Origin of the sequence: Nonomuraea antimicrobica, from assembly GCF_039536965.1 — a bacterium.
Taxonomy (GTDB): Bacteria; Actinomycetota; Actinomycetes; order Streptosporangiales; family Streptosporangiaceae; genus Nonomuraea; species Nonomuraea antimicrobica.
Map to the genome: position 1 here is coordinate 43,430 of NZ_BAAAZP010000138.1, position 21,235 is coordinate 64,664.

The window sequence follows — 21,235 nt, forward strand, 5'->3', positions numbered from 1 at the left end:
GCACAGTCCACACGCTGTGACCCTCAGTCGTCAACGGTCGCCACGGGTACGGCGGTAGTCGAGCCGAATCAATCAGACAAAAACGACAGGCGAACCTGGCGTTGCGCGTTGTCGACGTTCAGGTCGACCAGGGCGACCGACTGCCACCTGCCCAGCGCCATTCGCCCGTCCAGCACGGGGATCGTGGCGTACGGCGGGATCACCGCCGGCATGACGTGTGACCTGCCGTGACCACGGGAGCCGTGCGCATGACGCCAGCGGTCGTCGGCCGGCAGCAGATCGCCCAGAGCGGACAACAGGTCGTCGTCGCTGCCCGAGCCCAGCTCGAGCAGCGCCACGCCCGCCGTCGCGTGCGGCACGAAAACGTGCAGCAACCCGTCCCCGCCCTGGGCGCGAACGAAGTCAGTACATTCGGCCGTTATGTCGTGCACAGTCTCTCGTGAACCCGTGGCCACAGAGATGATTTCAGATCTCACGGGGAAAATCTTACTTATGCACGACGACGGCGTCGGGGCCGGGAAACACCAGTCCCGTGTGCCCGTCGTCGAACCGCACCACGTACGGAGGCCCTCCGTCCGAGCCCTGGACCTCAGTGATTACCCCGCTCCTGTCCCTTTCGCCAACGGCATTCCCATGCACGAGGAGCCGGTCGCCAACCGTCGCATTCATACCTCCCACATTGGTACGGGGAAAGCCGGACGAAAAGAGCGATTCACAAGTTTTGCTCCACCTAGATGGAGAGGAGAAAACATGACCGGATCGTTACGCTGCGCGGGATGCGACGTTCCGGTCCGGAGGCAGGACGACCACGGCCGTTACCTGATCGTCGCCACGATCTCGGGGCTCATGATCAAGGACCGCGATGGGCATGCACGGCCACCTGTACGCGTACAGAGATCGCGAGAGCCCGTCCCGGCGCACGACCGCGCCCAGGCGCGCGCTCCGACAGGGCCGAGCCAGGTGAAGGCCCCCGGGAGGGCGCTCGAGGGTCGCTCGGGGCAGCCTTGAGGGAGGGCGGCTAGACTCGCCCGCCGCGGGTGAGACCGCCCCCGGACGGGGAGGCTAAGGCTACAGAGGAGGCATCGGGGGTGACACAGGCATTCGAGCGAAATTTCGTTCGTTTTCCTGTCTTGTTAAATTGCTCCCGCGATGTAACCTTTGGTGGCGATTCGTCCTACCATCGGTGGTCTAGGCCATCGAACGTGGCCCTGCCAGCAGGGACACGCTGGTTACTGGCTGGTAGAGATGCGATTTCTACGGCTAGCGACCAGGATGGAAGGCGACCCAGACCAGACATCAGACCATCTCGGAAGGCGAGACCCAGTGGCTTCCGGACGCCAGCGATTCTCGATCATCAGCGACGGCCTACCCAGCCAACTGCCTGATGTCGATCCCAGCGAGACCAACGAGTGGCTCGAGTCTCTCGACAACGTCGTCAAGACCGAAGGCCGCACCAGAGCCCGCTACCTCATGCTCCGCATGCTCGAGCGGGCCCGCGAGCACCAGGTCGGCGTGCCGGGCCTGCGCAGCACCGACTACATCAACACGATCCCGCCGGAGCGCGAGCCCTGGTTCCCGGGTGACGAGCACGTAGAGCGGCGCATCCGCGCCTACATCCGCTGGAACGCGGCCATCATGGTGTCGCGGGCCAACGCCCGCACCAACGTCGGCGGCCACATCGCCACCTACGCCTCGGCCGCCTCTCTCTACGAGGTGGGCTTCAACCACTTCTTCCGCGGCAAGGACCACGGCGAGTCGGGCGACCAGGTCTTCTTCCAGGGTCACGCGGCCCCGGGCATCTACGCCCGCGCCTTCCTCGAAGGGCGGCTCAACGAGGCCCAGCTCGACGCGTTCCGCCAGGAGCTGTCGCACGGCTTCCACGGTCTGCCCTCCTACCCGCACCCGCGGTTGATGCCCGATTTCTGGGAGTTCCCGACGGTCTCCATGGGTCTGGGCCCGATCGGCGCGATCTACCAGGCGCGGTTCAACCGCTATCTGCTCAACCGGCAGATCAAGGACACCAGCCGCAGCCACGTGTGGGCCTTCCTCGGCGACGGCGAGATGGACGAGCCCGAGTCGCTCGGCGCGATCGGCCTGGCCGCCCGCGAAGAGCTCGACAACCTCACGTTCGTGATCAACTGCAACCTGCAGCGCCTCGACGGCCCGGTACGCGGCAACGGCAAGATCATCCAGGAGCTGGAGTCGTACTTCCGCGGCGCCGGCTGGAACGTGATCAAGGTCGTGTGGGGCCGCGACTGGGACCCGCTGCTCGCGGCCGACGTCGACGGCGTGCTGGTCAACCAGATGAACACCACTCCCGACGGGCAGTTCCAGACCTACTCGGTCGAGTCGGGCGCCTACATCCGCGACAACTTCTTCGGCTCCGACCCGCGCCTGCGCAAGATGGCCGAGCACCTGACCGACGACGACATCCGCAAGCTGTCGCGCGGCGGCCACGACTACCGCAAGGTCTACGCGGCGTTCAAGTCGGCCCGCGAGCACGTCGGCCAGCCGACCGTGATCCTCGCCCAGACCATCAAGGGCTGGACCCTGGGCAAGGACTTCGAGGCGCGCAACGCCACCCACCAGATGAAGAAGCTCACGAAGGCCGAGCTGAAGGAGTTCCGCGACCGGCTCTACCTGCCGATCCCCGACTCCGCGCTGGAAGGCGACCTGCCGCCCTACTTCCACCCGGGCGAGAACGACCCCGAGATCGAGTACATGAAGGAGCGCCGCGCGGCGCTGGGCGGCGTGCTGCCCAAGCGCGTCGTCCGCGCCAAGCCGGTCAAGCTGCCCGGCGACGAGGTGTACGGCTCGTTCCGCAAGGGCTCGGGCAAGCAGCAGGTGGCCACCACGATGGCGTTCGTGCGGCTGCTGAAGGACCTCATGCGCGACAAGGAGATCGGCCACCGCTTCGTGCCGATCATCCCCGACGAGGCCCGCACGTTCGGTCTCGACGCCATGTTCCCGACGGCCAAGATCTACTCACCCCACGGGCAGACGTACGAGGCCGTCGACAGGGAGCTGCTGCTGTCGTACAAGGAGGCCGTGCAGGGGCAGATCCTGCACGAGGGCATCAGCGAGTCGGGCTCGATGGCCTCGGCGATCGCGGCCGGCAGCGCCTACGCCACGCACGGCGAGCACATGATCCCGATCTACATCTTCTACTCGATGTTCGGGTGGCAGCGCACCGGCGACCAGATGTGGCAGATGGGCGACCAGATGGGCCGCGGCTTCCTGCTGGGCGCCACCGCGGGCCGCACCACGCTCAACGGCGAGGGCCTGCAGCACGAAGACGGCCACACCCCGCTCATCGCCTCGACGAACCCGGCCGCCGTCTCCTACGACCCGTCCTGGGCGTTCGAGGTGGCCCACATCGTCAAGGACGGCCTGCGCCGCATGTACGGCGACCAGCCTGAAGACGTCTTCTACTACCTGACCGTCTACAACGAGCCCTACCTGCAGCCGGCCCAGCCCGCGGACATCGACGTGCAGGGCCTGCTCAAGGGCCTGTACAAGTTCGCCGACGGGCCGCAGACGCAGGGCCCGAAGGCCAACATCCTGTCCTCCGGCGTGGCGGGCCCGTGGGCGATGGAGGCGCAGCGGCTGCTCGCGGAAGACTGGGGCGTCTCGGCCGACGTGTGGTCGGCGACGTCGTGGTCCGAGCTGCGGCGCGAGGCGCTGGCGTGCGACGAGCACAACCTGCTCAACCCCGAGGCCGAGCGCCGCGTGCCCTACGTGACCCAGGCGCTCTCGCGGGCGCAGGGGCCGTTCGTGGGCGTCAGCGACTACATGAAGGCCGTGCAGGACCAGATCGCGCAGTGGGTGCCGGGTGACTGGTCCTCGCTGGGCACCGACGGGTTCGGCCTGTCCGACACGCGTTCCGCGCTGCGCCGCCACTTCCACGTGGACGCGGCCTCGATCACGCTGGCCGTGCTGAGCAGCCTGGTCAAGCGCGGCGAGCTCGACGGCGAGGTGCTGCGCGAGGCCATCGCCCGCTACCACCTCAAGAACGGCGTCACCGAGGCCGGCGGCGCCGAGAGCAACGACACCCAGTCGATGGGGGTCTGAGTCATCCGGCACCGGCGCTCCCGCGAATTTCTTCGCGGGAGCGCCGTCATATTCGGCCGCCCACGCCGTTTGGCGGAGTGAGGCGGCACGTTCAGGAGGGGTACGTGCCGCCTCACCCACGTTTGGTGCAGGGTCACGTATTGTGGGCACTACTTCCCCCTGAAACATATGAGGGGAAGTTCGTCATGCGTCGCGTCATCGCCGCCGCCCTGCTCCTGGCGGCCGCCGCCTGTTCCACGGCACCCGCGCAGCCGGCCGCGCAGTCCGCTTCGGAATCCGCCGCCGATCCCGGCACGATCGCATGGGGGCCCTGCACCGACCTCAAGCGCCCCGGCGGCGAGCCGCCCGCCCGCCAGGACCCCTCGGTACGCTGCGGCAAGCTCGCGGTCCCCCTCGACTACGCCAGGCCCGACGGGGACAAGCTGGACCTGGCGCTGATCAAGGTCCCGGCCAACGGCAAGGAGCCGCGGCTGGGCTCGATGGTGTTCAACTTCGGCGGACCGGGAGCGTCCGGCGTCGACACCCTTGACCAGGCCGCCAAGGCGCTGACGACGCTGCGCGCCCGCTACGACCTGATCAGCTTCGACCCGCGCGGCGTCGAGCGCAGCGCGGGCGTACGCTGCGGCGACGGCGCCGAGATGGACAAGTTCACCTCACTCGACACGCTGCCGCCCAACGACCGGACGCACCAGGAGAACGCGGCGGCCAACAAGGAGTTCGCCTCGCTCTGCCAGCAGAACTCCGGCAAGATCCTGCCCTACGTCGGCACCGTGAACGCCGCCCGCGACATGGACCGCATCCGCACCGCCGTGGGCGACGCCAAGCTCAACTACGTCGGCATGTCGTACGGCACCCAGCTCGGCGGCGTCTACGCCACCCTGTTCCCCAAGAACGTGGGCCGCATGGTGCTCGACGCGCCGCTGGACCCGAAGGTGTCGTTCGAGGAGCGGACGCTGGCCCAGACACGCGGCTTCCAGCAGGCGTACGAGAGCTTCCTGCGCTCGTGCGTCAAGACGACGAGCTGCGACGTCGGCAAGGACCAGGCCGGCGCCGACGCGAACGTCGAGAAGCTGATGAACCAGCTCGCCGCCAAGCCGCTGCAGGTCAACGGGCGCCCGCTGACCCAGGGCCTGGCCTCCACCGGCGTGGCCGCCGCGCTCTACTCGGAGCTGACCTGGCCGTTCCTGGAGCAGGCGCTCGGCGAGGCGCTCAAGGGCCGCGGCGACGCGCTGATGTACCTCGCCGACTCCTACACCGGACGCAGCCAGGACGGCAGCTACTCCACCCAGATGACCAGCTTCCCCGCCATCACCTGCGTCGACTCCGCAGAACGCCCCGACGAGGCGGCGCTGCGGCGCACCGAGGCGGCCGCGTTGAAGATCTCGCCGCTGTTCGGCAGTGAGGGCTCCGGCGGCCTGTGCCGGGTCTGGCCCGCCAAGGGCAGCAACGAGGCCAGGCACGTGGACGCCACCGGGTCCGCGCCGATCATGGTGGTGGGCGGCAAGGGCGACCCTGCCACGCCGTACGAGTGGGCGCCCAAGCTGACGGCCCAGCTCAAGACCGCGACGCTGGTGACGTACGAGGGTGAGGGGCACGGGGCGTACCTGTCGGGCAGCAAGTGCATCCAGGGGCTGGTGGACGGCTACCTCATCGACGGCAAGATGCCGCAGAAGGGCACCACGTGCCCGGCGGCCTAGTCTTGCGGGGTGACTGACAACCACCTGACGGACGGCGACGTGACGAACAGCGACGTGACCGACTACAACTTCCAGATCCAGAGTGAGGCCGCGCGTCTGGGGGCTCTGGCGGATGACCCGTCCATCCCGGTGCCGACGTGCCCGGGATGGACGATCGCCGAGCTGATCACGCATGTCGGGCAGACCCACCGCTGGGCGGTGCACGTGCTACGCAACCGGGTCCAGGAGCAGATCTGGTCGCGGCAGGTGCCCAGCGGGCTGGGCGAGGGCGAGCACGGCGACGCCGCCTGGCTGGCCGGCGGCGTCGCCGAGTTGCTGGAGACCCTGCGCGTCACCGACCCTTCGACGGAGGTGTGGACGTGGGGCCCCGACAAGCGGGCGTCCTGGTGGCCGCGCCGGATGCTCTTCGAGCTGGTGATCCACCGGGCCGACGCCGAGCTCGCACTCGGCGTCGTCCCGGAGATCCCGGCGGGTGTCGCGATCGACGGGATCGAGGAGTTCCTGCACAACCTGCCGGACGCCGCGTGGGTCACCCGGACGCTGGCCGGGCAGGGCGTGGAGGGGGCCACGATCCACCTCCACGCGGACGACGCCGACGGCGAGTGGACCATCACGCAGGGCCCCGCCGGGAAAATCAGTTGGGCGCGCGGTCACGCCAAGGGCGACGCGGCGGTGCGCGGCCCGGTGGGCGACCTGCTCCTCCTGCTCTACGGCCGCCGATCGCCCGACGCGCTCACCGTGCACGGTGACCGCGACCTCCTCGGCCGCTGGCTCTCCGCCGCCGCCTTCTGAGCCCTTCGGAAGGGCCCTGGACGCGCCAGAAGGGCCCTGGACGCGCCGCCGCTCGGCGATCGGCGGCGTGTCCAGGGCAGAGGTGACCCGCCCCCGGCCTCGTACCGGGGCCGCTCATCGGCCGGGATGTTCGCGGGGAAGGCGCAGCTCCCGGCCCCGAGCGGGTGATCACCTGCGGTGGAAGACCCCGAAGACGCTGCCGGACGTGTCGCGCAGGTAGGCGAAGTCGGTGCCGGCGCCGTCGTCGATCACCTTCGTGATCACCTTGGCGCCGAGCGACTCGCTCTTGGCACAGGTCTCCTCGACGTCGGCCACCTGCACGTGGAAGATCGCGTGGGCGGGGAACGCGCCCTCGGTGTTGTAGAGCCCACCCGTGGGCTGACCCTCGCCCGGGGGCGTGATCAACCGATAGTCGATCGGGCCCTCGTCGCGGGCGAACGTCCAGCCGAACAACCCGCCGTAGAACCGCTGGGCGCCTTCGGGGTCGTCGGTCGCGACCTCGAACCAGGTCACCGTGTTGTCCATCGTCGTCTCCTCGTTTCTCGAACAAGACAACGATGTATCGCTATGGCGACAACCCTATGTCGGTGTTTTCGAACGACTATTGGCGCGATCAGTCGAGCAGCGTGCCATGCACGATCATCTCGGGCAGGTCGGTGGCGAAGCCTTCGAGCGGCCGGTCGGGGCAGCGCTCGGCGGTGACGGTGGCGGCGGCGATGCGGTCGAGGCGGAAGACGCGTACGTCGTCGCGCAGCCGGCACCACGCCACGAGATACCAGAAGCCGCCCCGCCCGCCCAGGAACACCCCGGGCTCGACGTCGCGCGAGGTCAGCGCGCCCTTGGCGTCGGCGTAGTCGAGCCGGAGCACGCGGCGGCGCAGCAGCGCCTCCTCGATGGCCCGCGAGATGCCCTCGGCGCCCAGCGGCTGGATCTCCTCGCCCGGCTCGGCCGGCGGGTGGACGAGCTGCACGCGCCGGGCCAGCTCTCTGGCCAGCTCGCCCTCGGAGCCCGGCATGGCCGCCACCACCTTGCGTAACGCGCTGCGCGCCTGCCTGCCGAACGGCTGGTCACCGGCCCTGCTGAGCGCCACCGCGATGGCCACGGCCTCGGCCGGGGTGAAGTTGAGCGGGGGCAGGGACATCTTCTTGTCGATCGCGTAGCCGCCTCTGCGGCCCGGCTCGGCGTAGATCGGCACGCCCGACTCCTGCAACGCGGTGATGTCGCGCTCGATCGTGCGCACGCTCACCTCGAACCGCAGGGCCAGCTCGCGGGCGGAGCGGCGGCGCGGCGCGATGGCGCGCAGGTCTTCGACGAGCGCGTAGAGCCGGTCGGTACGGTTCACAGCCGGAACGCTACGCGCCGCCACCGACAATCGCGGGGCGCCCGGCAGCCCCGGCACACCCACGTAACCGCGCGGCCACAGGGGTCTCACGCCCGCGCCACCGCCTCAGCGACGCCCCGCGGGCAGGTCACGCCGGGCTCACACTAGGCCCGGCTTTTCCCGCCGGGCAAGGACGGCCGGATTTCCCACCGGACGCCACGGGCCGCGCGGGGTCGGGACCGCGGTCAGGCCCGCGTCCAACGGGTCGCTCGGGGTCGGGGCCGCGGTCAGGCCCGCGTCCAGGCGAGGAGCCGGTCGAGCGGCCAGGTGTTGACGATGCGTTCCGCCTCGATCCCGCACCGGGCGGCGCGTTCGCACCCGAACCGCTGCCAGTCGAGCTGCCCGGGCGCGTGCGCGTCGGAGTCGACGGCGAACACGCACCCCATCTCGTACGCCAGCCGCATCAGCCGCTTGGGCGGGTCCAGCCGGTCGGGCCTGGAGTTGATCTCGACGGCCACCCCGAACCGCCGGCACGCCTCGAAGACCAGCTCCGCCTCGAACTCCGACTCCGGCCGTTTGGCCCCGCGCGCGCCGCCCGCCCGCACGACCCGTCCCGTGCAGTGCGCGAGCACGTCCACCACGGGGTCGGCGACGGCGGTGACCATCCGGCGGGTCATGTCCTCCGCGCCCATGCGCAGCTTGGAGTGCACGGCGGCCACCACCACGTCCAGCCGTTCCAGCAGCCCGGTCTCCTGGTCGAGGGAGCCGTCGGGGTTCACGTCGACCTCGATCCCGGTCAGGATCCGGAACGGCGCCAGCCGCTCGTTCAGCTTGGCCACCACCTCTAGCTGGCGCTCCAGCCGCTCGGCCGACAGGCCCTTGGCCACGGTCAGGCGCGGCGAGTGGTCGGTCAGCGCCCAGTACTCGTGCCCCAGCGCGAGGGCCGCCTCGGCCATCTCCTCGATCGGCGACCCCCCGTCGGACCAGTCGGAATGGCTGTGCAGGTCGCCTTTGAGCGCGGCCCGCAGCGCGGCCGTCTCGGTGTCCAGCTCGACTCCGGCAGTCGCCCGCATCCGCCGCAAATACGTTGGAACCTCACCGGACAAGGCTTCGTTGATCACCAGTGCGGTGACCTTGCCGATGCCGGGGAGGTCGCCGAGCCCGCCCGTGCGGGCCAGCCGTACCAGCTCGTCCCCGGGCAGGTCCGCGACGATCGCCGCGGCGCGGCGGAAGGCCCGCACCCGGTACGTGGGCTCCCCGGCGCGCTCCAGCAGGAAGGCGATCTCTCGAAGGGCATCAACCGGATCCATGTCTTGATTCCTACCCAAACCAATGGCAACCGGCAGGTAGTACAGATTGAACGCGGACAAGACACACCGATAGGCTGACCGGCCAAGGAAAGCAGGAGCTCCATGGCACCACCGCCCCCACCCGAAGAGCCGCCACGCAAGTCGTCGAAGGCAGTGCCCCTGGCCATCCTCGGCGTGCTGTCCCTGACGCTGGTCGGCGTCTGGGCGATCGCGGAGGCCAACGACGATGACGACGACGTCACGGCCGACTGCGTCATGCTGGTCGACGACGCGACCACCACGCCGACGCCGTCCCCCGACGTCTCGCCGTCCCCGGGCATCAGCACGTCACCCCCTCCGGCCGGCTCCTACGTGGTCGTCGACGACTCGTACTGCGACGATGACGGCTCCTACCGCTACTACAGCAGCGGCCGTTCGCTCGGGGCGTACTCGTGGTACTACGGCGGCATCAGGAACGGCAACCGCGTCTCCGGCGGCACCACCCTGCGCCCCTCCGACGTGAACATCAGCACCCGCGCAGGCAAGGAGATCCAGCGCGGCGGCTTCGGCAACCGCTCCAGCAGCGGGAGCTGAGCGTGCGCCGCGAGCACCACCCCGCCAGAGACGGCTGGGACAAGACGATCGAGAGCCAGGGCCTGGCCTACCACCGCGCCGCCCACCCGGAAGGGCTGAGCAGGCCCTACTGGGACGAGTCCGTCCACTACGTCTTCTCGATGGACGAGGTCGAGTCGCTGGAGGCGCAGGTCGAGGAGCTGCACGGCATGTGCCTGCGCACCGTCGAGCACGTCGTCTCCACCGGGCGCTTCGCCGACTTCGCCCTCCCCGAGTGGACGTGGGAGGAGGTGGCCCGCTCGTGGGAACGCCGCGACCCGCACGTGTACGCCCGCTTCGACCTGCGCTACGACGGCACCGGCCCGGCCAAGCTGCTGGAGTACAACGCCGACACGCCGACCTCACTGGTGGAGTCCTCGGTCGTGCAGTGGTTCTGGCTGCAGGACGTCTTCCCGGCCGACGACCAGTGGAACTCCGTGCACGAGCGGCTCGTCGAGCGCTGGCGCGGGCTGCGGCTGCCGCCCGGCCCGACGCACTTCGCGTTCACCAGCATGGACGAGACCGGCGAAGAGGCCATGACGGTGGCCTACCTGCAGGAGACCGCCGAGCAGGCCGGCCTGCCGACCATGGCCATCGCCGTCGAGGACATCGGCTGGGACCCGCTCAACCGCCGCTTCGCCGACCTCGACGGCCAGATGATCCGCTCGGTGTTCAAGCTCTACCCCTGGGAGTGGATGCTCGCCGACGACTTCGGACGGCACGCCGTACGCCACTCGACCTGGATCGAGCCCCTGTGGAAGACGCTGCTGTCGAACAAGGCGCTGCTGGCGCTCCTGTGGGAGCTCTACCCGGGCCACCCCAACCTGCTGCCCGCCCACCTCGGCGACCCCCGCGACCTGACCGCGTACATCGCCAAGCCGTTGCTGGGCAGGGAGGGCGCCTCGATGCGCATCGTCACCCCCGAGGGCACCCAGGAGACGACCGGAGGGTACGGCCGGGAGGGCTACGTGTTCCAGGGCTTCGAGGCCCTGCCCGAGTTCGAGGGGCAGCGCCCGGTGCTGGGCGCCTGGGTGGTCGCCGACGAACCCGCCGGGCTGGGCATCAGGGAGACCACCGGCCTGATCACCGATGACACCTCCTCCTTCGTCCCGCACCGCATCGCCGACTGACGCACCACCCTCTGCACGCCTTTCGTGATTGGAACCTGACGTGACGCTTCTCGAAACCCTCGCCCGCGGCGCCGGCGCCATCGCCGCCTACGCCGCCGTCGGCGTGATCCTGCTGATCATCGGCTTCTACGTGATCGACTGGGCCACGCCGGGCAAGCTGAGCGAGGTCATCCGCACCCAGCGCAACCCGAACGCCACGCTGCTGGCCACCTCCGCCCTGGGCGCCGTCGGCCTGATCGTGGCCTCCTCCATCTGGGCCTCCGGCGGCCGGCTGGCCGAAGGGCTGGCGGGCACGGCGGTGTTCGGCCTGGTCGGCATCGTGGTGCAGACGGTGGCGATGCTGGTGTTCGACCGGATCGTCGGCATCTCCGTACGCGACCTGGTCAAGGAGCAGGAGCTGCAGCCGGGCGCGCGGCTGCTGGCGGTCACCCACCTGGCGATCGGCCTGATCACCGCCGTGGCCGTCATCTAGCGGCCGTCATCCCGAAGCCGTGATCCGGTCGTGGTCCGGCGGCCCGGCCAGGCGCGGCGCGTACCGCCGTTCCGGTCATCGGGACGGACCTGGCACTCTAGGAGGCGTGACAGACCGGACCCGGGAGGACACCACACGTAGGCTCGAGCGGGCCATGGGCGCGCTCGGCACCGCGGCGATGGCCCGCATGGACGAGCAGTTGCCGTGGTTCCGCGCGCTCAGCGCCGAAGACCGCTCGTGGGTGGGGCTGGTGGCCCAGGCCGGCATCGCCGCGTTCGTCGAGTGGTTCCAGCACGCGAGCAAAGACCGGCCCACGCCCAGCATCGAGTTCTTCGGCACGGCCCCGCGCGAGCTCAAGCGCTCGATCTCGCTCCAGCAGACGGTCGACATCGTCAGGGTCGTGGTCGAGGTGGTCGAGGCGCAGAGCCACGAGCTGGCCTCCCCCGGCGGCGAGGACCAGCTCCAGCAGGCCATGCTCCACTACACGCGCGACGTGGCCTTCGCCGCCGCCCACGTCTACGCCCGCGAGGCCGAGGCCAGGGGCTCGTGGGACGCCCGCCTGGAGGCCCTGATCGTCGACGCCCTCGTACGCGGCGAGGTCGACGACGGCCTGCACTCCTGGGCCGCCGCGCTCGGCTGGACCTCCTCCCCCGTGGTCGTCATCGCCGGCCACGCCCCCGACGACGACCCGCGCGCGGTCATCGACAGCCTGCGCGAGAAGGGCCGCCGCATCGGCATGGACCTGCTGGCCGGGGTGCAGGCCGACCGGCTGATCGTGATCGTGGGCGGGGCGGGCAACGCCGACGAGGCGGCCAGGCAGGTCGTGGCCCGCTTCGGCGTCGGGCCCATCGTGATCGGCCCCGAGGTGCCCGACCTGCACGCCGCAGCCAGGTCCGCCGGGGCGGCGCTGGCCGGGCTGAAGGCGGCCTGCGGCTGGCCCGACGCGCCCAGGCCGGTGCACGCGGAGGATCTGCTGGCCGAGCGGGCGCTCGACGGCGACGCCGACGCCCGCGGGCAGCTCATCGAGAACGTCTACCTGCCGCTCGCGGGCACCCCGCTGCTCGACACGCTGGCGACGTACCTGGAGCAGGGCACCTCGCTGGAGGCGACGGCGCGGCTGCTGTTCGTGCACCCCAACACCGTGCGCTATCGGCTCAAGAAGATCACCGAGCTGACCGGCTACCAGCCCACCGAGGGGAGGTCCGCGTTCACCCTCCAGGTGGGCCTCATTCTCGGCCGGCTCTCGGAGAACGCGGTAGCTTGGGGGCCTTAACGTAACGGCGTCGAAATCCACATTGTAGGCTTCCTACAAATCACCCCGGACAAAGTTCGTGCGGATCTCCATCCGCGTGTCGAAGTTCTACAGGGCAAGGTGGATTTTGTGCTAGTACTCGTCGCCCCGGGCCAAGGTGCCCAATCACCGGGCTTCCTGACTCCCTGGCTTGAGCTGCCCGGTCTGGCCGACAGACTCGGCGCGTGGTCGGAGGTCGTCGGGCTCGACCTGATCGCCTACGGCACCACCGGCGGCGCCGACGAGATCCGCGACACCGCCGTCGCCCAGCCGCTGCTCGTCGCCGCCGCGCTGGCCTCCGCCGAGGCGCTCGGCGTGACCCCCGGCCTGCTGGCCGGGCACAGCGTGGGCGAGTTCGCCGCGGCCGCGCTCGCCGGGGTGCTCACCCCCGAGCAGGCGCTCGGCCTCGTCCGCGACCGCGCCGGGGCCATGGCCAAGGCCGCCGCCGTCACCGCGACCGGCATGACCGCCGTGCTCGGCGGGGTCGAGGAAGAGGTGCTGGCGGCCCTCGACAAGCACGGCCTGACCCCCGCCAACATCAACGGCGCCGGGCAGATCGTGGCCGGCGGCACGCTGGAGCAGCTCGCGGCGTTCAAGGAAGACCCGCCCGCCCGCGCCCGGCTCATCGCGCTGTCCGTCGCGGGCGCCTTCCACACCCACCACATGGCCCCGGCGGTCGACAGCCTGCGCGAGGCCGCCTGGAACGTCGTCCCCTCCGACCCGGCGATCCCGCTGCTGTCCAACTCCGACGGGCAGGCGGTCGCCACCGGCGCCGAGTTCCTCCAGAGACTGGTCGACCAGGTCAGCAGCCCCGTCAGATGGGGTTCCTGCATGGAGACCATGGCCGGGCTCGGCGTCACCGAGATGATCGAGCTGCTGCCCGGCGGCACGCTGACCGGCCTGGCCAAGCGGGCCCTGCGCGGCGTGCGGACCGTGGCACTGAAGACACCCGACGACCTCGACGCGGCCAGGGAGCTGATCAAGTGAGGATCCCCGACATCGCCCCGGGCGGCAGGGTGCTGGCCCTCGGCCACTACCAGCCGGCCAACATCGTCACCAACGACGACCTGGCCAAGACCATAGAGACCAACGACGAGTGGATCCAGTCCCGCGTCGGCATCAAGGAGCGCCGGGTCGCCCCCGACGGGGAGTCGGTCGAGGACATGGCGACCATCGCCGGCGGCAAGGCGCTGGCCGCCGGCGGCCTGTCCCCCGACGACGTCGACCTGGTGATCGTGGCCACCTGCACGCTGGAGAGCCAGATCCCCAACGCCTCCGCGGTCGTGGCGCACCGGCTGGGCATCAAGTCCCCCGGCGCGTTCGACGTCAACGCGGCCTGCGCCGGGTTCTGCTACGCGCTGGGCACCGCCAGCGCCGCCGTACGCGCGGGATCGGCCAGGAACGTGCTGGTCATCGGCGCGGAGAAGCTCTCGCAGTGGGTCGACTGGACCGACCGGTCCACCGCGGTGATCTTCGCCGACGGCGCCGGCGCCGCGGTGGTCGGGCCGTCCGAGACGCCCGGCATCGGCCCCGTGGTGTGGGGCAGCGCCGGTGACAAGGCCGACGCGATCCACATCAAGGACCGCGACGACTTTCTCCACCAGGAGGGCCAGACGGTCTTCCGGTGGGCCACCACCACGCTGCACCCCGTGGCGCTGGAGGCGTGCGAGCGGGCGGGTGTCCACCCGTCCGAGCTGGCCGCGTTCGTGCCCCACCAGGCCAACCTGCGCATCATCGAGGCCATCGCCCGTAAGCTGGGCGCCGACCAGGCCGTCATCGCCCGCGACATCGTGCACGCGGGCAACACCTCGGCCGCCTCGATCCCGCTGGCGCTCTCGCGCATGCTGGAGCGGGGCGAGGTGCGCTCCGGCGGCCTGGCCCTGGTGCTCGGCTTCGGCGCGGGCCTCACGTACGCGGGTCAAGTGATCGAGATCCCTTAGGATCCGTCACGTCCCAAGCCTGTGCGGCGCCGTCCGCACGGATTCCAGAGAAACCAGAAGGAGAACAAGCGATATGGCTGCCACCGAGCAGGAGATCCTCGCCGGCCTCGGCAAGATCATCAACGAGATCACCGGCATCCCGGCCTCCGAGGTGACGCCCGAGAAGAACTTCGTCGACGACCTCGACATCGACTCCCTGTCCATGGTCGAGATCGCCGTGGCCGCCCAGGACGAGTTCGGCGTCGAGATTCCCGACGACCAGCTCAAGAACCTGAAGACGGTCAAGGACGTGCTCAACTTCATCCAGAACTGAAACGTCCGTCCACCACAACTGACTAGCAAGGAGCGCGAAACGTGAGTGCGAACCGGGTACGTGTCGTCGTCACCGGGCTCGGCGCGACGACGCCCGTCGGTGGAGACGTCACCTCGACCTGGACGGCGCTCCTCGCCGGTCAGTCGGGTGTCGAGACTCTCACCACCGACTGGATCGACACCGTCCCCGTGAGGTTCGCGGGGACGGCCGCCGTCGATCCCACCGAGGTGCTGCCGCGGCCCGAGGCCCGGCGGCTCGACCGCAGCGAGCAGTTCGCGCTGGTGGCCGCCAGGGAGGCCTGGCAGGACGCCGGCGCCCCCGAGGTGGCGCCCGAGCGGCTCGGCGTCGTGGTCTCCAGCGGCATCGGCGGCATCACGACCACGCTGAGCGCGTACGACACCTATCGCGAGCGCGGCTGGAACCGGCTGTCGCCCTTCACCGTGCCGATGCTCATGCCCAACGGCCCGGCCGCCTGGATCGGGCTCGACCTGGGCGCCCAGGCGGGCGTGCACGCCACGGTGTCGGCCTGCGCGTCCGGCGCCGAGGCCATCGGCCACGCGATGGACATGATCAGGGTCGGCCGCGCCGACGTGGTGGTCGCCGGCGGCACCGAGGCCGCCATCCACGGCCTCAACATCGCCGCCTTCGCCGCCGCGCGGGCCATGTCCACGCGCAACGACGACCCGGCGGGCGCGTCGCGGCCGTGGGACCGCGGCCGCGACGGGTTCGTGCTCGGCGAGGGCGCGGGCATCATCGTGCTGGAGTCCGAGGAGCACGCCAGGGCGCGCGGCGCGCGCGTCTACGCCTACTGCTCGGGCGTCGGCTACTCCGCCGACGCGCACCACATCACCCAGCCCGAGCCCGAGGGCCGGGGCATCATCATGGCGATGACGCAGGCCCTGACCGACGCCGGGATCAGCGGGCTCGACGTCAAGCACGTCAACGCGCACGCCACCTCGACCCCCGCGGGCGACGTCGGCGAGGTGGTGGCGGTGGCCAAGGCCATCGGCACGCACCCGCTGGTGACCTCCACCAAGTCCATGACCGGGCACCTGCTCGGCGGGGCGGGCGGCATCGAGTCGGTCTTCACGATCAAGGCCCTGCAGGAGCGCATCGTCCCGCGCACCATCAACCTCGACGACCTCGACGACGGCATCGAGGTCGACCTCGTCCACGGCGCGAACCGCGCCCTGCCCGAGGGCGATCTCGCCGCGGTCAACAACTCGTTCGGGTTCGGCGGGCACAACGTGTGCGTCGTGTTCCAGGGAGCTTAGACAGCCTGCGGGTCGGCGGCTGCCTCGACGCCACGTTCGCCGGGAAGCCGTCCGCTTCGTACGCATGTGTGACGCCTTCGGCGTTCCGTTGGTTGTCCTCGCGGACGTTCCCGCTATGAGCGCCGCTTCACGCAGCAGGGCCCGCACCTGACGTCAGGTGCGGGCCCTGCTGTCGTCCGCGGCCCCGGCCGGCCGGGGCGTCACTCCTCAGGAAGGCGCCCTGCTCAAACGGCCTGCTCAAACGGCGGCGTGCAACCACCTGACCGGTGCGCCGTCACCGGCGTACCTGAACGGCTCCAACTCCTCGTCCCACGGTCTGCCGAGCAGTTTGTCCAGCTCGTCCTCAAGCACGCACCGCCCCTGCGCGGCCATCATCATCGCGGCGCGGAGCCGGTCTTCGGGGATCATGATGTCGCCGGCGACCCCGATGACCGCCGTGAACGCGCCGAGCGTCGGCGTGTAGGCGTGCCGGGACCCGTCGACGCCCGGCGAGGCGTCCTCGGTGATCTCAAACCTGAGGCGCTGCCAGCCCATGAGGGAGGAGGCGATGGCTGCCGCGATGCCCGCGCGGCCCTCCCACTCCGCCTGCGCCCGCACGACGTTGGGCGCGGCGGGTTGCGGAGTCCACGTCAGGTCTACGGGCACGCCAAGGACACCCGCGACTGCCCATTCGATGTGAGGGCACAGCGCGGGCTGAGCCGAGTGGACGTAAAGGACGCCACGAGCAGACACCGGACCTCCCCTTCGGTACGAGGTGCGCCTTCCCCAACGGCCTCGCCCCAGGATGATCACAAGTGACTAGGGAGAGACTACCGTCGGTCGTCATCCGGCACCAGTGGGGGGCCATACCAAGTTGGTGCGGGAGTGGCGGGTGACAGTGCCTCCCTGCGCGGGAAAGAAACCCGCTCATGAACATCCAATCAGTCGGTGAGGCGCTCATCCGCCCAGGTCAGGTGCTGACCGACCGCGCCGCGCTGTCCGCCGCGTCCCGCTGGACCCAGGCGGTCTCGGAGGCGGACGGCGTCTGCGTCCTCCACCTGACGGACGGCGCCGATCCCCGCGAGGTCACCGCCGAGCTGCGCGACCAGGGCATCCGGGCGTCGCCCAACCACGTGCTGCGCGGCCAGCCCCTGTTCTTCGGCGGTCCCGCCTCCCGGCCGTTCCCCGCTCCCCCTGTCCCCTTCAAACCCGGCCGGGCCCGCTCCGACGTGGTCGTGGGCCTGCTCGACACCGGCGTGGCCGACCATCCCTGGTGGTCGGGCGCCGACTGGTACGCCCGCCTCGGCCCCGAGGAGGCCGACGCCACCGAGGGCGCGCAGGCGGGGCACGGCACGTTCATCGCCGGTCTGCTGACGCGCCGCGCGCCGGGCGTGTCGCTGCGCGTGCACCGGGTGCTCGACGGCGACGGGCTCGGCGACGAGGCCGGCGTCGTACGCGCCCTGCACCGCATGCGCGAACGGCCCCCGCAGGTGCTCAACCTGTCGTTCGGCTGCCACACCTTCGACGACCGGCCGCCGCCCCTGCTGTCGGACGCCATCGCCGCCCTGGCCGACACGGTGACGGTGGCCTGCGCCGGGAACACCGCCTCCGACCGCCCGTTCTGGCCCGCCGCGCTGCCCGGGGTGGTCGGCGTGGCGGCTGTGGACGCCTGTGAGCCGCGCAGGGCCCCCTACTCCGGCTACGGCACCTGGGTCGACGCGTGCGCCCCCGGCGACTGGCTGACCAGCAGTTATCTGGACACCGGCGACTTCGCCGGCTACGCGGCCTGGAGCGGCACGTCGTTCGCCACCGCGCTGGTGGCCGGCGCCATCGCCGACGCGGCCAGGCACGAGCCGGCGACGGAGTGGATCAGGCGGCTGCTCGACTCCGAGGAGGCCCCGCAAATTACCGATCTGGGGGTTCTCTTCTCGGCGAGTCTGTAGAGTTTACGCTCAGTCCCCGGTCAATCACGGGGAGGCAGAACCGCCTCCCCGTACCGGGTGGAAGGAGGCGCGGATGCGTGAACACCGTGATCCGGCGCAGCTACTCGCAGCCGCGGCCGACGACGACGGCTCGGCCTGGGACGAGCTCGAATCGAGGTTCGGGCCGCGCATGTGGGCGGTCGCCCGCGCGTGCGGCCTGAGCCCCGCCGATGCCGCTGACGCCGTTCAGGGGGCCTGGCTGCGCCTGCTGCAGCACCTCCACGATCTCAGGGACCCGGCGCGGGTGGGGGGCTGGCTGGCGACCACGGTGCGCAGGGAGGCTCTCCTGATCCAGCGGAAGGCGGTCTCGCCGATCTCCCCTTCCGAGGTGGTCGGCGACCCCGACCCGCTGTCCGCCGTCCTCGAGGCCGACGGCCGGCGCCTGCTCTGGGAGCAGGTGGCCACCCTGCCAGAGCCCTGCCGCACCCTGCTCCTGCTGGTCGCGAACGATCTCAGCAACCAGCAGGTGGCGTCCCGGCTGGGGCTGCCCGCGGGCAGCGTCGGCCCGACCAAATCCCGCTGCCTGGAGAAACTGCGCACCCTGCTCTCACTACAGGAGACAGCGCAATGATCAACGACGAATACTTCCTGGCGGCCCTCCGGCTGGCCTCCGGGAACGACCCGATCCCCCAGCACGTGTCCGCCGCCGCACGTGACGCCTACCGGCTTCGGGTCCCGCTGGCGGTGACCGCCGTGCACGCCGAGTCCTCCACGATCCGCAGCGTGCGCGACGACGACAACTCGCACCTGGTGCGCTTCGTCGCCGACGGCCTCACCTTCGACCTGGAGGTGACGGAAGGCGACGGGCTCATCGACGTCGCCGGGCACATCTCCCCCTACCCAGGAGAGGGCACGCTCGTCGACGTGCGATCCCCCCACATGACCCTCACCAGACGCATCGCCCAGACCGGCCACTTCGTCGCCACCGGCCTGCCGCCCGGCTGGCTCAGCGTGGTGTGTCACCGGCCCGGCCACCCACCCATACAGACCACCTGGGTACGCGTCCGCCCCTGATCGTTCCTGCCCCGTCCCTGATCCGCCAATGACCTCGCCGGGAGAGCTGCGCCCTGCTCCCGGCCGTCCCCCGACCGAGGCCGGCCATGAGCGCAACACCGGACGGACACGTCCCACGCGACGGCATCCATCCGCTCGTCAAGGCGGCCGAGGCCGCCCTGACGCGATCCCTGATCGACCCCGGCCACGCCATGCGCGCGGCCCGCGCCGTCCTCGCCCACGCCCGACGCACCGGCCAGACCGAGGCCGAGGTCGTGGCGCTCAGGTCGATCGCGCTGGCCGCCCGCGAGCTGGGCGACCTCGAGGCCGCCGAGCACCACCTGCGCGAGGCCATCGCCACCCCGGCCGCCCCACCTGAGCGGATCGCCCAGGCGCGGCTCTCCCTCGTCACCGTACGCACCGAGCGCGGCCACCCCCTGCCCGCCCTGCGCGTGGCCGCCCTGGCCTGGGCCTACCTCTCCCCGCTCGACCGCGCCAAGCTCGACACCCAGCGCGCGGTCGCCCTGGCCCACCTCGGCCGCCACCAGGAGGCGCTCGCCTCGTGCGACCGCGCGCTACGCGCCCTCGTGGCCGCGCCCGGCACGATCGACGACCGCAGGTTCCTGGCCGGCGGGCTGCTCAACCGCGGCCTCATCCACTCCTACCGCGGCGACTGGAACGCCGCCATGCGCGACCTCACCGCCTGCCTGAAGCTCTCCCGGCAGGCCGGGCTGCGGCACCTGATCCGCCTGTCCGTCGCCAACCTGCCCTTCCTCGCCGTACGCAGGGGCGACGTCGCGGGGGCGTTCCACCACTACGCCGAGGCCGAGGACACCCTGTACGGCTTCCCCGAACGGCTGGCCACGATGCGGGCCGACTTCGCCGGGGCCCTGCTGGCAGTCCACCTGCCCGGCGAGGCGAGGGCGATGCTGAACCTGGCCGTACCCGATCTGGAGGCGTCGGGCGCGCACGCCGCGCTGGCCGAGGCCCGGCTCAAGCTGGCCCAGGTCGAGCTGCTGACCGGCGACCCGCACCGGGCCGGGCAGGTGGCCGAGCTGGCGGCGGCGGAGCTGGCGGCGCAGGAGCGTACGACGTGGCTGCCGCTGGCCAGAGAGGTCACCCTGCGCTCGCGGCTGGCCCTCGAACCCGTCACCCCAGAGCTGGTCGCCGAGCTGATCGCGTGCTCCGACGAGCTGGAGTACGGGCACGTCCACCGCGCCGACGCGGCGGCGCTGCGGCTGGTGGCGGCCGAGGCGGCGCTGTCCGTGGACGACCGCCCGACCGCCCTGGCGCAGCTCGCCCGGCTGACCGAACGGACCGAACCGTGGGTCCCGCCCGGCACCCACCTGACCTCGCCCGACACGTCGCCCGACACGTCGCCCGACGCAGAACGCCACGCCAGGCGGCTCGCGCAGGCGGCACAGATCCCGGCGCCGGTACGCCGGCACGCGCTCGCCCTCCAGGCGGAGCTGCGAAACGACCTCCCGGCCGCCTTCAGCGCGGTGCGCGCCGGGCTGGCCGAGGTGAGCGAGCAGGTGGAGGCGTTCGAGGATCCCTCGCTGCGCGCGCACGCGGCCAGGGCGGGGGCGCGGCTGGCGGCGTACGGGCTGGAGCTGGCGGTGCGTGACGGGTGCGCGCGGCAGGTGTTCGAGTGGGCGGAGCGGTGGCGGGCGGTGGCCGCTCCCGCGCACGGGGGCGCCCTGGTGGACCCCGACCAGGTCGGGGCCGAGCTGGGGCGGGGCGCGCTGGTGGAGTACGTGGCCGACGGTGACGCGCTGCTGGCCGTGCTGGTGGGCAGGGAGCGGCTGTCGCTGCGGCGGCTGGGCGGCGTGCGGCAGGTGCGGGAGGCGATCGTCCGCCTGCGGTACGCGCTGCGCCACCCGAGCCGCCGCCACGACGTCGAGACGGCCGCCGACGAGCTGGAAGAGCTGGTGCTCGGCCCGCTGCGCGCCGACCTGGGTGACCGGCCCCTGGTGGTCGTGCCGGTGAGCGCGCTGCACACGCTGCCCTGGGGCGCGCTCCCGTGCCTGCGCGAACGGCCGGTCAGCGTGGCGGCCGGAGCGGCGGCCTGGATGCGGG

The 21,235-nt window shown here is 71.2% G+C and carries 21 protein-coding genes and 1 pseudogene; 16 read left to right on the forward strand and 6 right to left on the reverse strand.

The genetic code is table 11. The features are described from left to right. Positions 1-68 precede the first annotated feature (68 nt). Positions 69-476 (reverse strand): YjbQ family protein, encoded by a 408-nt coding sequence (locus tag ABD844_RS34740; protein WP_344887382.1) that lies wholly within the window; start codon positions 474-476, stop codon positions 69-71. Positions 477-486: 10 nt separating this feature from the next. Then, a complete protein-coding gene (locus ABD844_RS34745) occupies positions 487-669 on the reverse strand; it encodes a DUF1918 domain-containing protein (protein WP_344887384.1) in 183 nt (60 codons plus the stop codon). Between the two features lie 654 nt (positions 670-1,323). On the opposite strand from ABD844_RS34745, the gene aceE reads away from it, so the two are divergent. The 3 genes from aceE (at position 1,324) to ABD844_RS34760 (ending at position 6,560) form a co-directional block, all read left to right on the forward strand. After that, a complete protein-coding gene (gene aceE / locus ABD844_RS34750) occupies positions 1,324-4,071 on the forward strand; it encodes a pyruvate dehydrogenase (acetyl-transferring), homodimeric type (protein ID WP_344887386.1) in 2,748 nt (915 codons plus the stop codon). A 185-nt stretch (positions 4,072-4,256) separates the two neighbouring features. Then, a complete protein-coding gene (locus tag ABD844_RS34755; protein WP_344887388.1) occupies positions 4,257-5,768 on the forward strand; it encodes an alpha/beta hydrolase in 1,512 nt (503 codons plus the stop codon). Positions 5,769-5,777: 9 nt separating this feature from the next. Then, positions 5,778-6,560, forward strand: coding sequence for a maleylpyruvate isomerase family mycothiol-dependent enzyme (locus ABD844_RS34760; RefSeq protein WP_344887390.1), 783 nt, complete (start codon positions 5,778-5,780; stop codon positions 6,558-6,560). Positions 6,561-6,728: 168 nt separating this feature from the next. Here the strand turns inward: ABD844_RS34760 and ABD844_RS34765 are convergent, their stop codons facing one another. The 3 genes from ABD844_RS34765 to ABD844_RS34775 form a co-directional block, all read right to left on the reverse strand. Beyond that, positions 6,729-7,085 carry a VOC family protein gene (locus ABD844_RS34765; protein ID WP_344887392.1) on the reverse strand — a complete coding sequence of 119 codons (357 nt, stop codon included), beginning with the start codon at positions 7,083-7,085 and terminating at the stop codon, positions 6,729-6,731. Positions 7,086-7,173: 88 nt separating this feature from the next. Beyond that, positions 7,174-7,902 (reverse strand): helix-turn-helix transcriptional regulator, encoded by a 729-nt coding sequence (locus ABD844_RS34770; RefSeq protein ID WP_344887394.1) that lies wholly within the window; start codon positions 7,900-7,902, stop codon positions 7,174-7,176. Between the two features lie 266 nt (positions 7,903-8,168). Next, entirely contained in the window at positions 8,169-9,191 is a 1,023-nt protein-coding gene (locus tag ABD844_RS34775; RefSeq protein ID WP_344887396.1) for a PHP domain-containing protein, read from the reverse strand. 102 nt (positions 9,192-9,293) lie between these two features. Between ABD844_RS34775 and ABD844_RS34780 the strand changes: the two genes are divergently transcribed. From ABD844_RS34780 to ABD844_RS34820, 9 genes and pseudogenes are all read left to right on the forward strand, one after another. Further along, entirely contained in the window at positions 9,294-9,764 is a 471-nt protein-coding gene (locus ABD844_RS34780; RefSeq protein WP_344887398.1) for a hypothetical protein, read from the forward strand. A gap of 2 nt (positions 9,765-9,766) precedes the next feature. Beyond that, on the forward strand, positions 9,767-10,912 hold the full coding sequence (locus tag ABD844_RS34785) for a glutathionylspermidine synthase family protein (protein WP_344887400.1): 1,146 nt from the start codon (positions 9,767-9,769) through the stop codon (positions 10,910-10,912). 40 nt (positions 10,913-10,952) lie between these two features. Then, positions 10,953-11,384, forward strand: coding sequence for a DUF350 domain-containing protein (locus tag ABD844_RS34790; protein WP_344887402.1), 432 nt, complete (start codon positions 10,953-10,955; stop codon positions 11,382-11,384). Between the two features lie 154 nt (positions 11,385-11,538). After that, positions 11,539-12,657 carry a PucR family transcriptional regulator gene (locus ABD844_RS34795; RefSeq protein ID WP_344887424.1) on the forward strand — a complete coding sequence of 373 codons (1,119 nt, stop codon included), beginning with the start codon at positions 11,539-11,541 and terminating at the stop codon, positions 12,655-12,657. A 108-nt stretch (positions 12,658-12,765) separates the two neighbouring features. Beyond that, positions 12,766-13,662, forward strand: coding sequence for an ACP S-malonyltransferase (locus ABD844_RS34800; protein ID WP_344887404.1), 897 nt, complete (start codon positions 12,766-12,768; stop codon positions 13,660-13,662). Continuing rightward, positions 13,659-14,615: a beta-ketoacyl-ACP synthase III gene (locus tag ABD844_RS34805; protein ID WP_344887406.1), complete on the forward strand. Its 957-nt coding sequence runs from the start codon at positions 13,659-13,661 to the stop codon at positions 14,613-14,615. The genes ABD844_RS34800 and ABD844_RS34805 overlap by 4 nt, the downstream gene beginning before the upstream one ends. Before the next feature lie 73 nt (positions 14,616-14,688). Beyond that, positions 14,689-14,928, forward strand: coding sequence for an acyl carrier protein (locus ABD844_RS34810; RefSeq protein WP_344887408.1), 240 nt, complete (start codon positions 14,689-14,691; stop codon positions 14,926-14,928). Between the two features lie 41 nt (positions 14,929-14,969). Beyond that, positions 14,970-16,202: a beta-ketoacyl-ACP synthase II gene (gene fabF / locus ABD844_RS34815; protein WP_344887410.1), complete on the forward strand. Its 1,233-nt coding sequence runs from the start codon at positions 14,970-14,972 to the stop codon at positions 16,200-16,202. Positions 16,203-16,207: 5 nt separating this feature from the next. Then, positions 16,208-16,314: pseudogene (locus ABD844_RS34820) on the forward strand (carboxyl transferase domain-containing protein); the annotation flags it as partial. A 125-nt stretch (positions 16,315-16,439) separates the two neighbouring features. Here ABD844_RS34820 and ABD844_RS34825 read toward each other — a convergent pair. Next, complete coding sequence (locus ABD844_RS34825) at positions 16,440-16,934, reverse strand: DUF3145 domain-containing protein (RefSeq protein WP_344887412.1); 495 nt, start codon at positions 16,932-16,934, stop codon at positions 16,440-16,442. Between the two features lie 176 nt (positions 16,935-17,110). Between ABD844_RS34825 and ABD844_RS34830 the strand changes: the two genes are divergently transcribed. The 4 genes from ABD844_RS34830 to ABD844_RS34845 form a co-directional block, all read left to right on the forward strand. Continuing rightward, entirely contained in the window at positions 17,111-18,124 is a 1,014-nt protein-coding gene (locus ABD844_RS34830) for a S8 family peptidase (protein WP_344887414.1), read from the forward strand. Between the two features lie 73 nt (positions 18,125-18,197). Continuing rightward, entirely contained in the window at positions 18,198-18,734 is a 537-nt protein-coding gene (locus tag ABD844_RS34835; protein WP_344887416.1) for an RNA polymerase sigma factor, read from the forward strand. Then, on the forward strand, positions 18,731-19,177 hold the full coding sequence (locus tag ABD844_RS34840; protein ID WP_344887418.1) for a hypothetical protein: 447 nt from the start codon (positions 18,731-18,733) through the stop codon (positions 19,175-19,177). The genes ABD844_RS34835 and ABD844_RS34840 overlap by 4 nt, the downstream gene beginning before the upstream one ends. A gap of 86 nt (positions 19,178-19,263) precedes the next feature. Beyond that, the coding region (locus ABD844_RS34845; RefSeq protein ID WP_344887420.1) for a hypothetical protein at positions 19,264-21,235 on the forward strand (1,972 nt) is incomplete at its 3' end.

Bases quoted from the DNA above. Each gene is read 5' to 3' on its own strand.
- ABD844_RS34830 (WP_344887414.1), top strand. From the start codon at position 17,111: ATGAACATCCAATCAGTCGGTGAGGCGCTCATCCGCCCAGGTCAGGTG.
- ABD844_RS34775 (WP_344887396.1), bottom strand. From the start codon at position 9,191: ATGGATCCGGTTGATGCCCTTCGAGAGATCGCCTTCCTGCTGGAGCGC.
- ABD844_RS34765 (WP_344887392.1), bottom strand. From the start codon at position 7,085: ATGGACAACACGGTGACCTGGTTCGAGGTCGCGACCGACGACCCCGAA.
- ABD844_RS34780 (WP_344887398.1), top strand. From the start codon at position 9,294: ATGGCACCACCGCCCCCACCCGAAGAGCCGCCACGCAAGTCGTCGAAG.
- ABD844_RS34795 (WP_344887424.1), top strand. From the start codon at position 11,539: ATGGGCGCGCTCGGCACCGCGGCGATGGCCCGCATGGACGAGCAGTTG.
- ABD844_RS34755 (WP_344887388.1), top strand. From the start codon at position 4,257: ATGCGTCGCGTCATCGCCGCCGCCCTGCTCCTGGCGGCCGCCGCCTGT.
- ABD844_RS34840 (WP_344887418.1), top strand. From the start codon at position 18,731: ATGATCAACGACGAATACTTCCTGGCGGCCCTCCGGCTGGCCTCCGGG.
- ABD844_RS34745 (WP_344887384.1), bottom strand. From the start codon at position 669: ATGAATGCGACGGTTGGCGACCGGCTCCTCGTGCATGGGAATGCCGTT.
- ABD844_RS34810 (WP_344887408.1), top strand. From the start codon at position 14,689: ATGGCTGCCACCGAGCAGGAGATCCTCGCCGGCCTCGGCAAGATCATC.
- ABD844_RS34835 (WP_344887416.1), top strand. From the start codon at position 18,198: ATGCGTGAACACCGTGATCCGGCGCAGCTACTCGCAGCCGCGGCCGAC.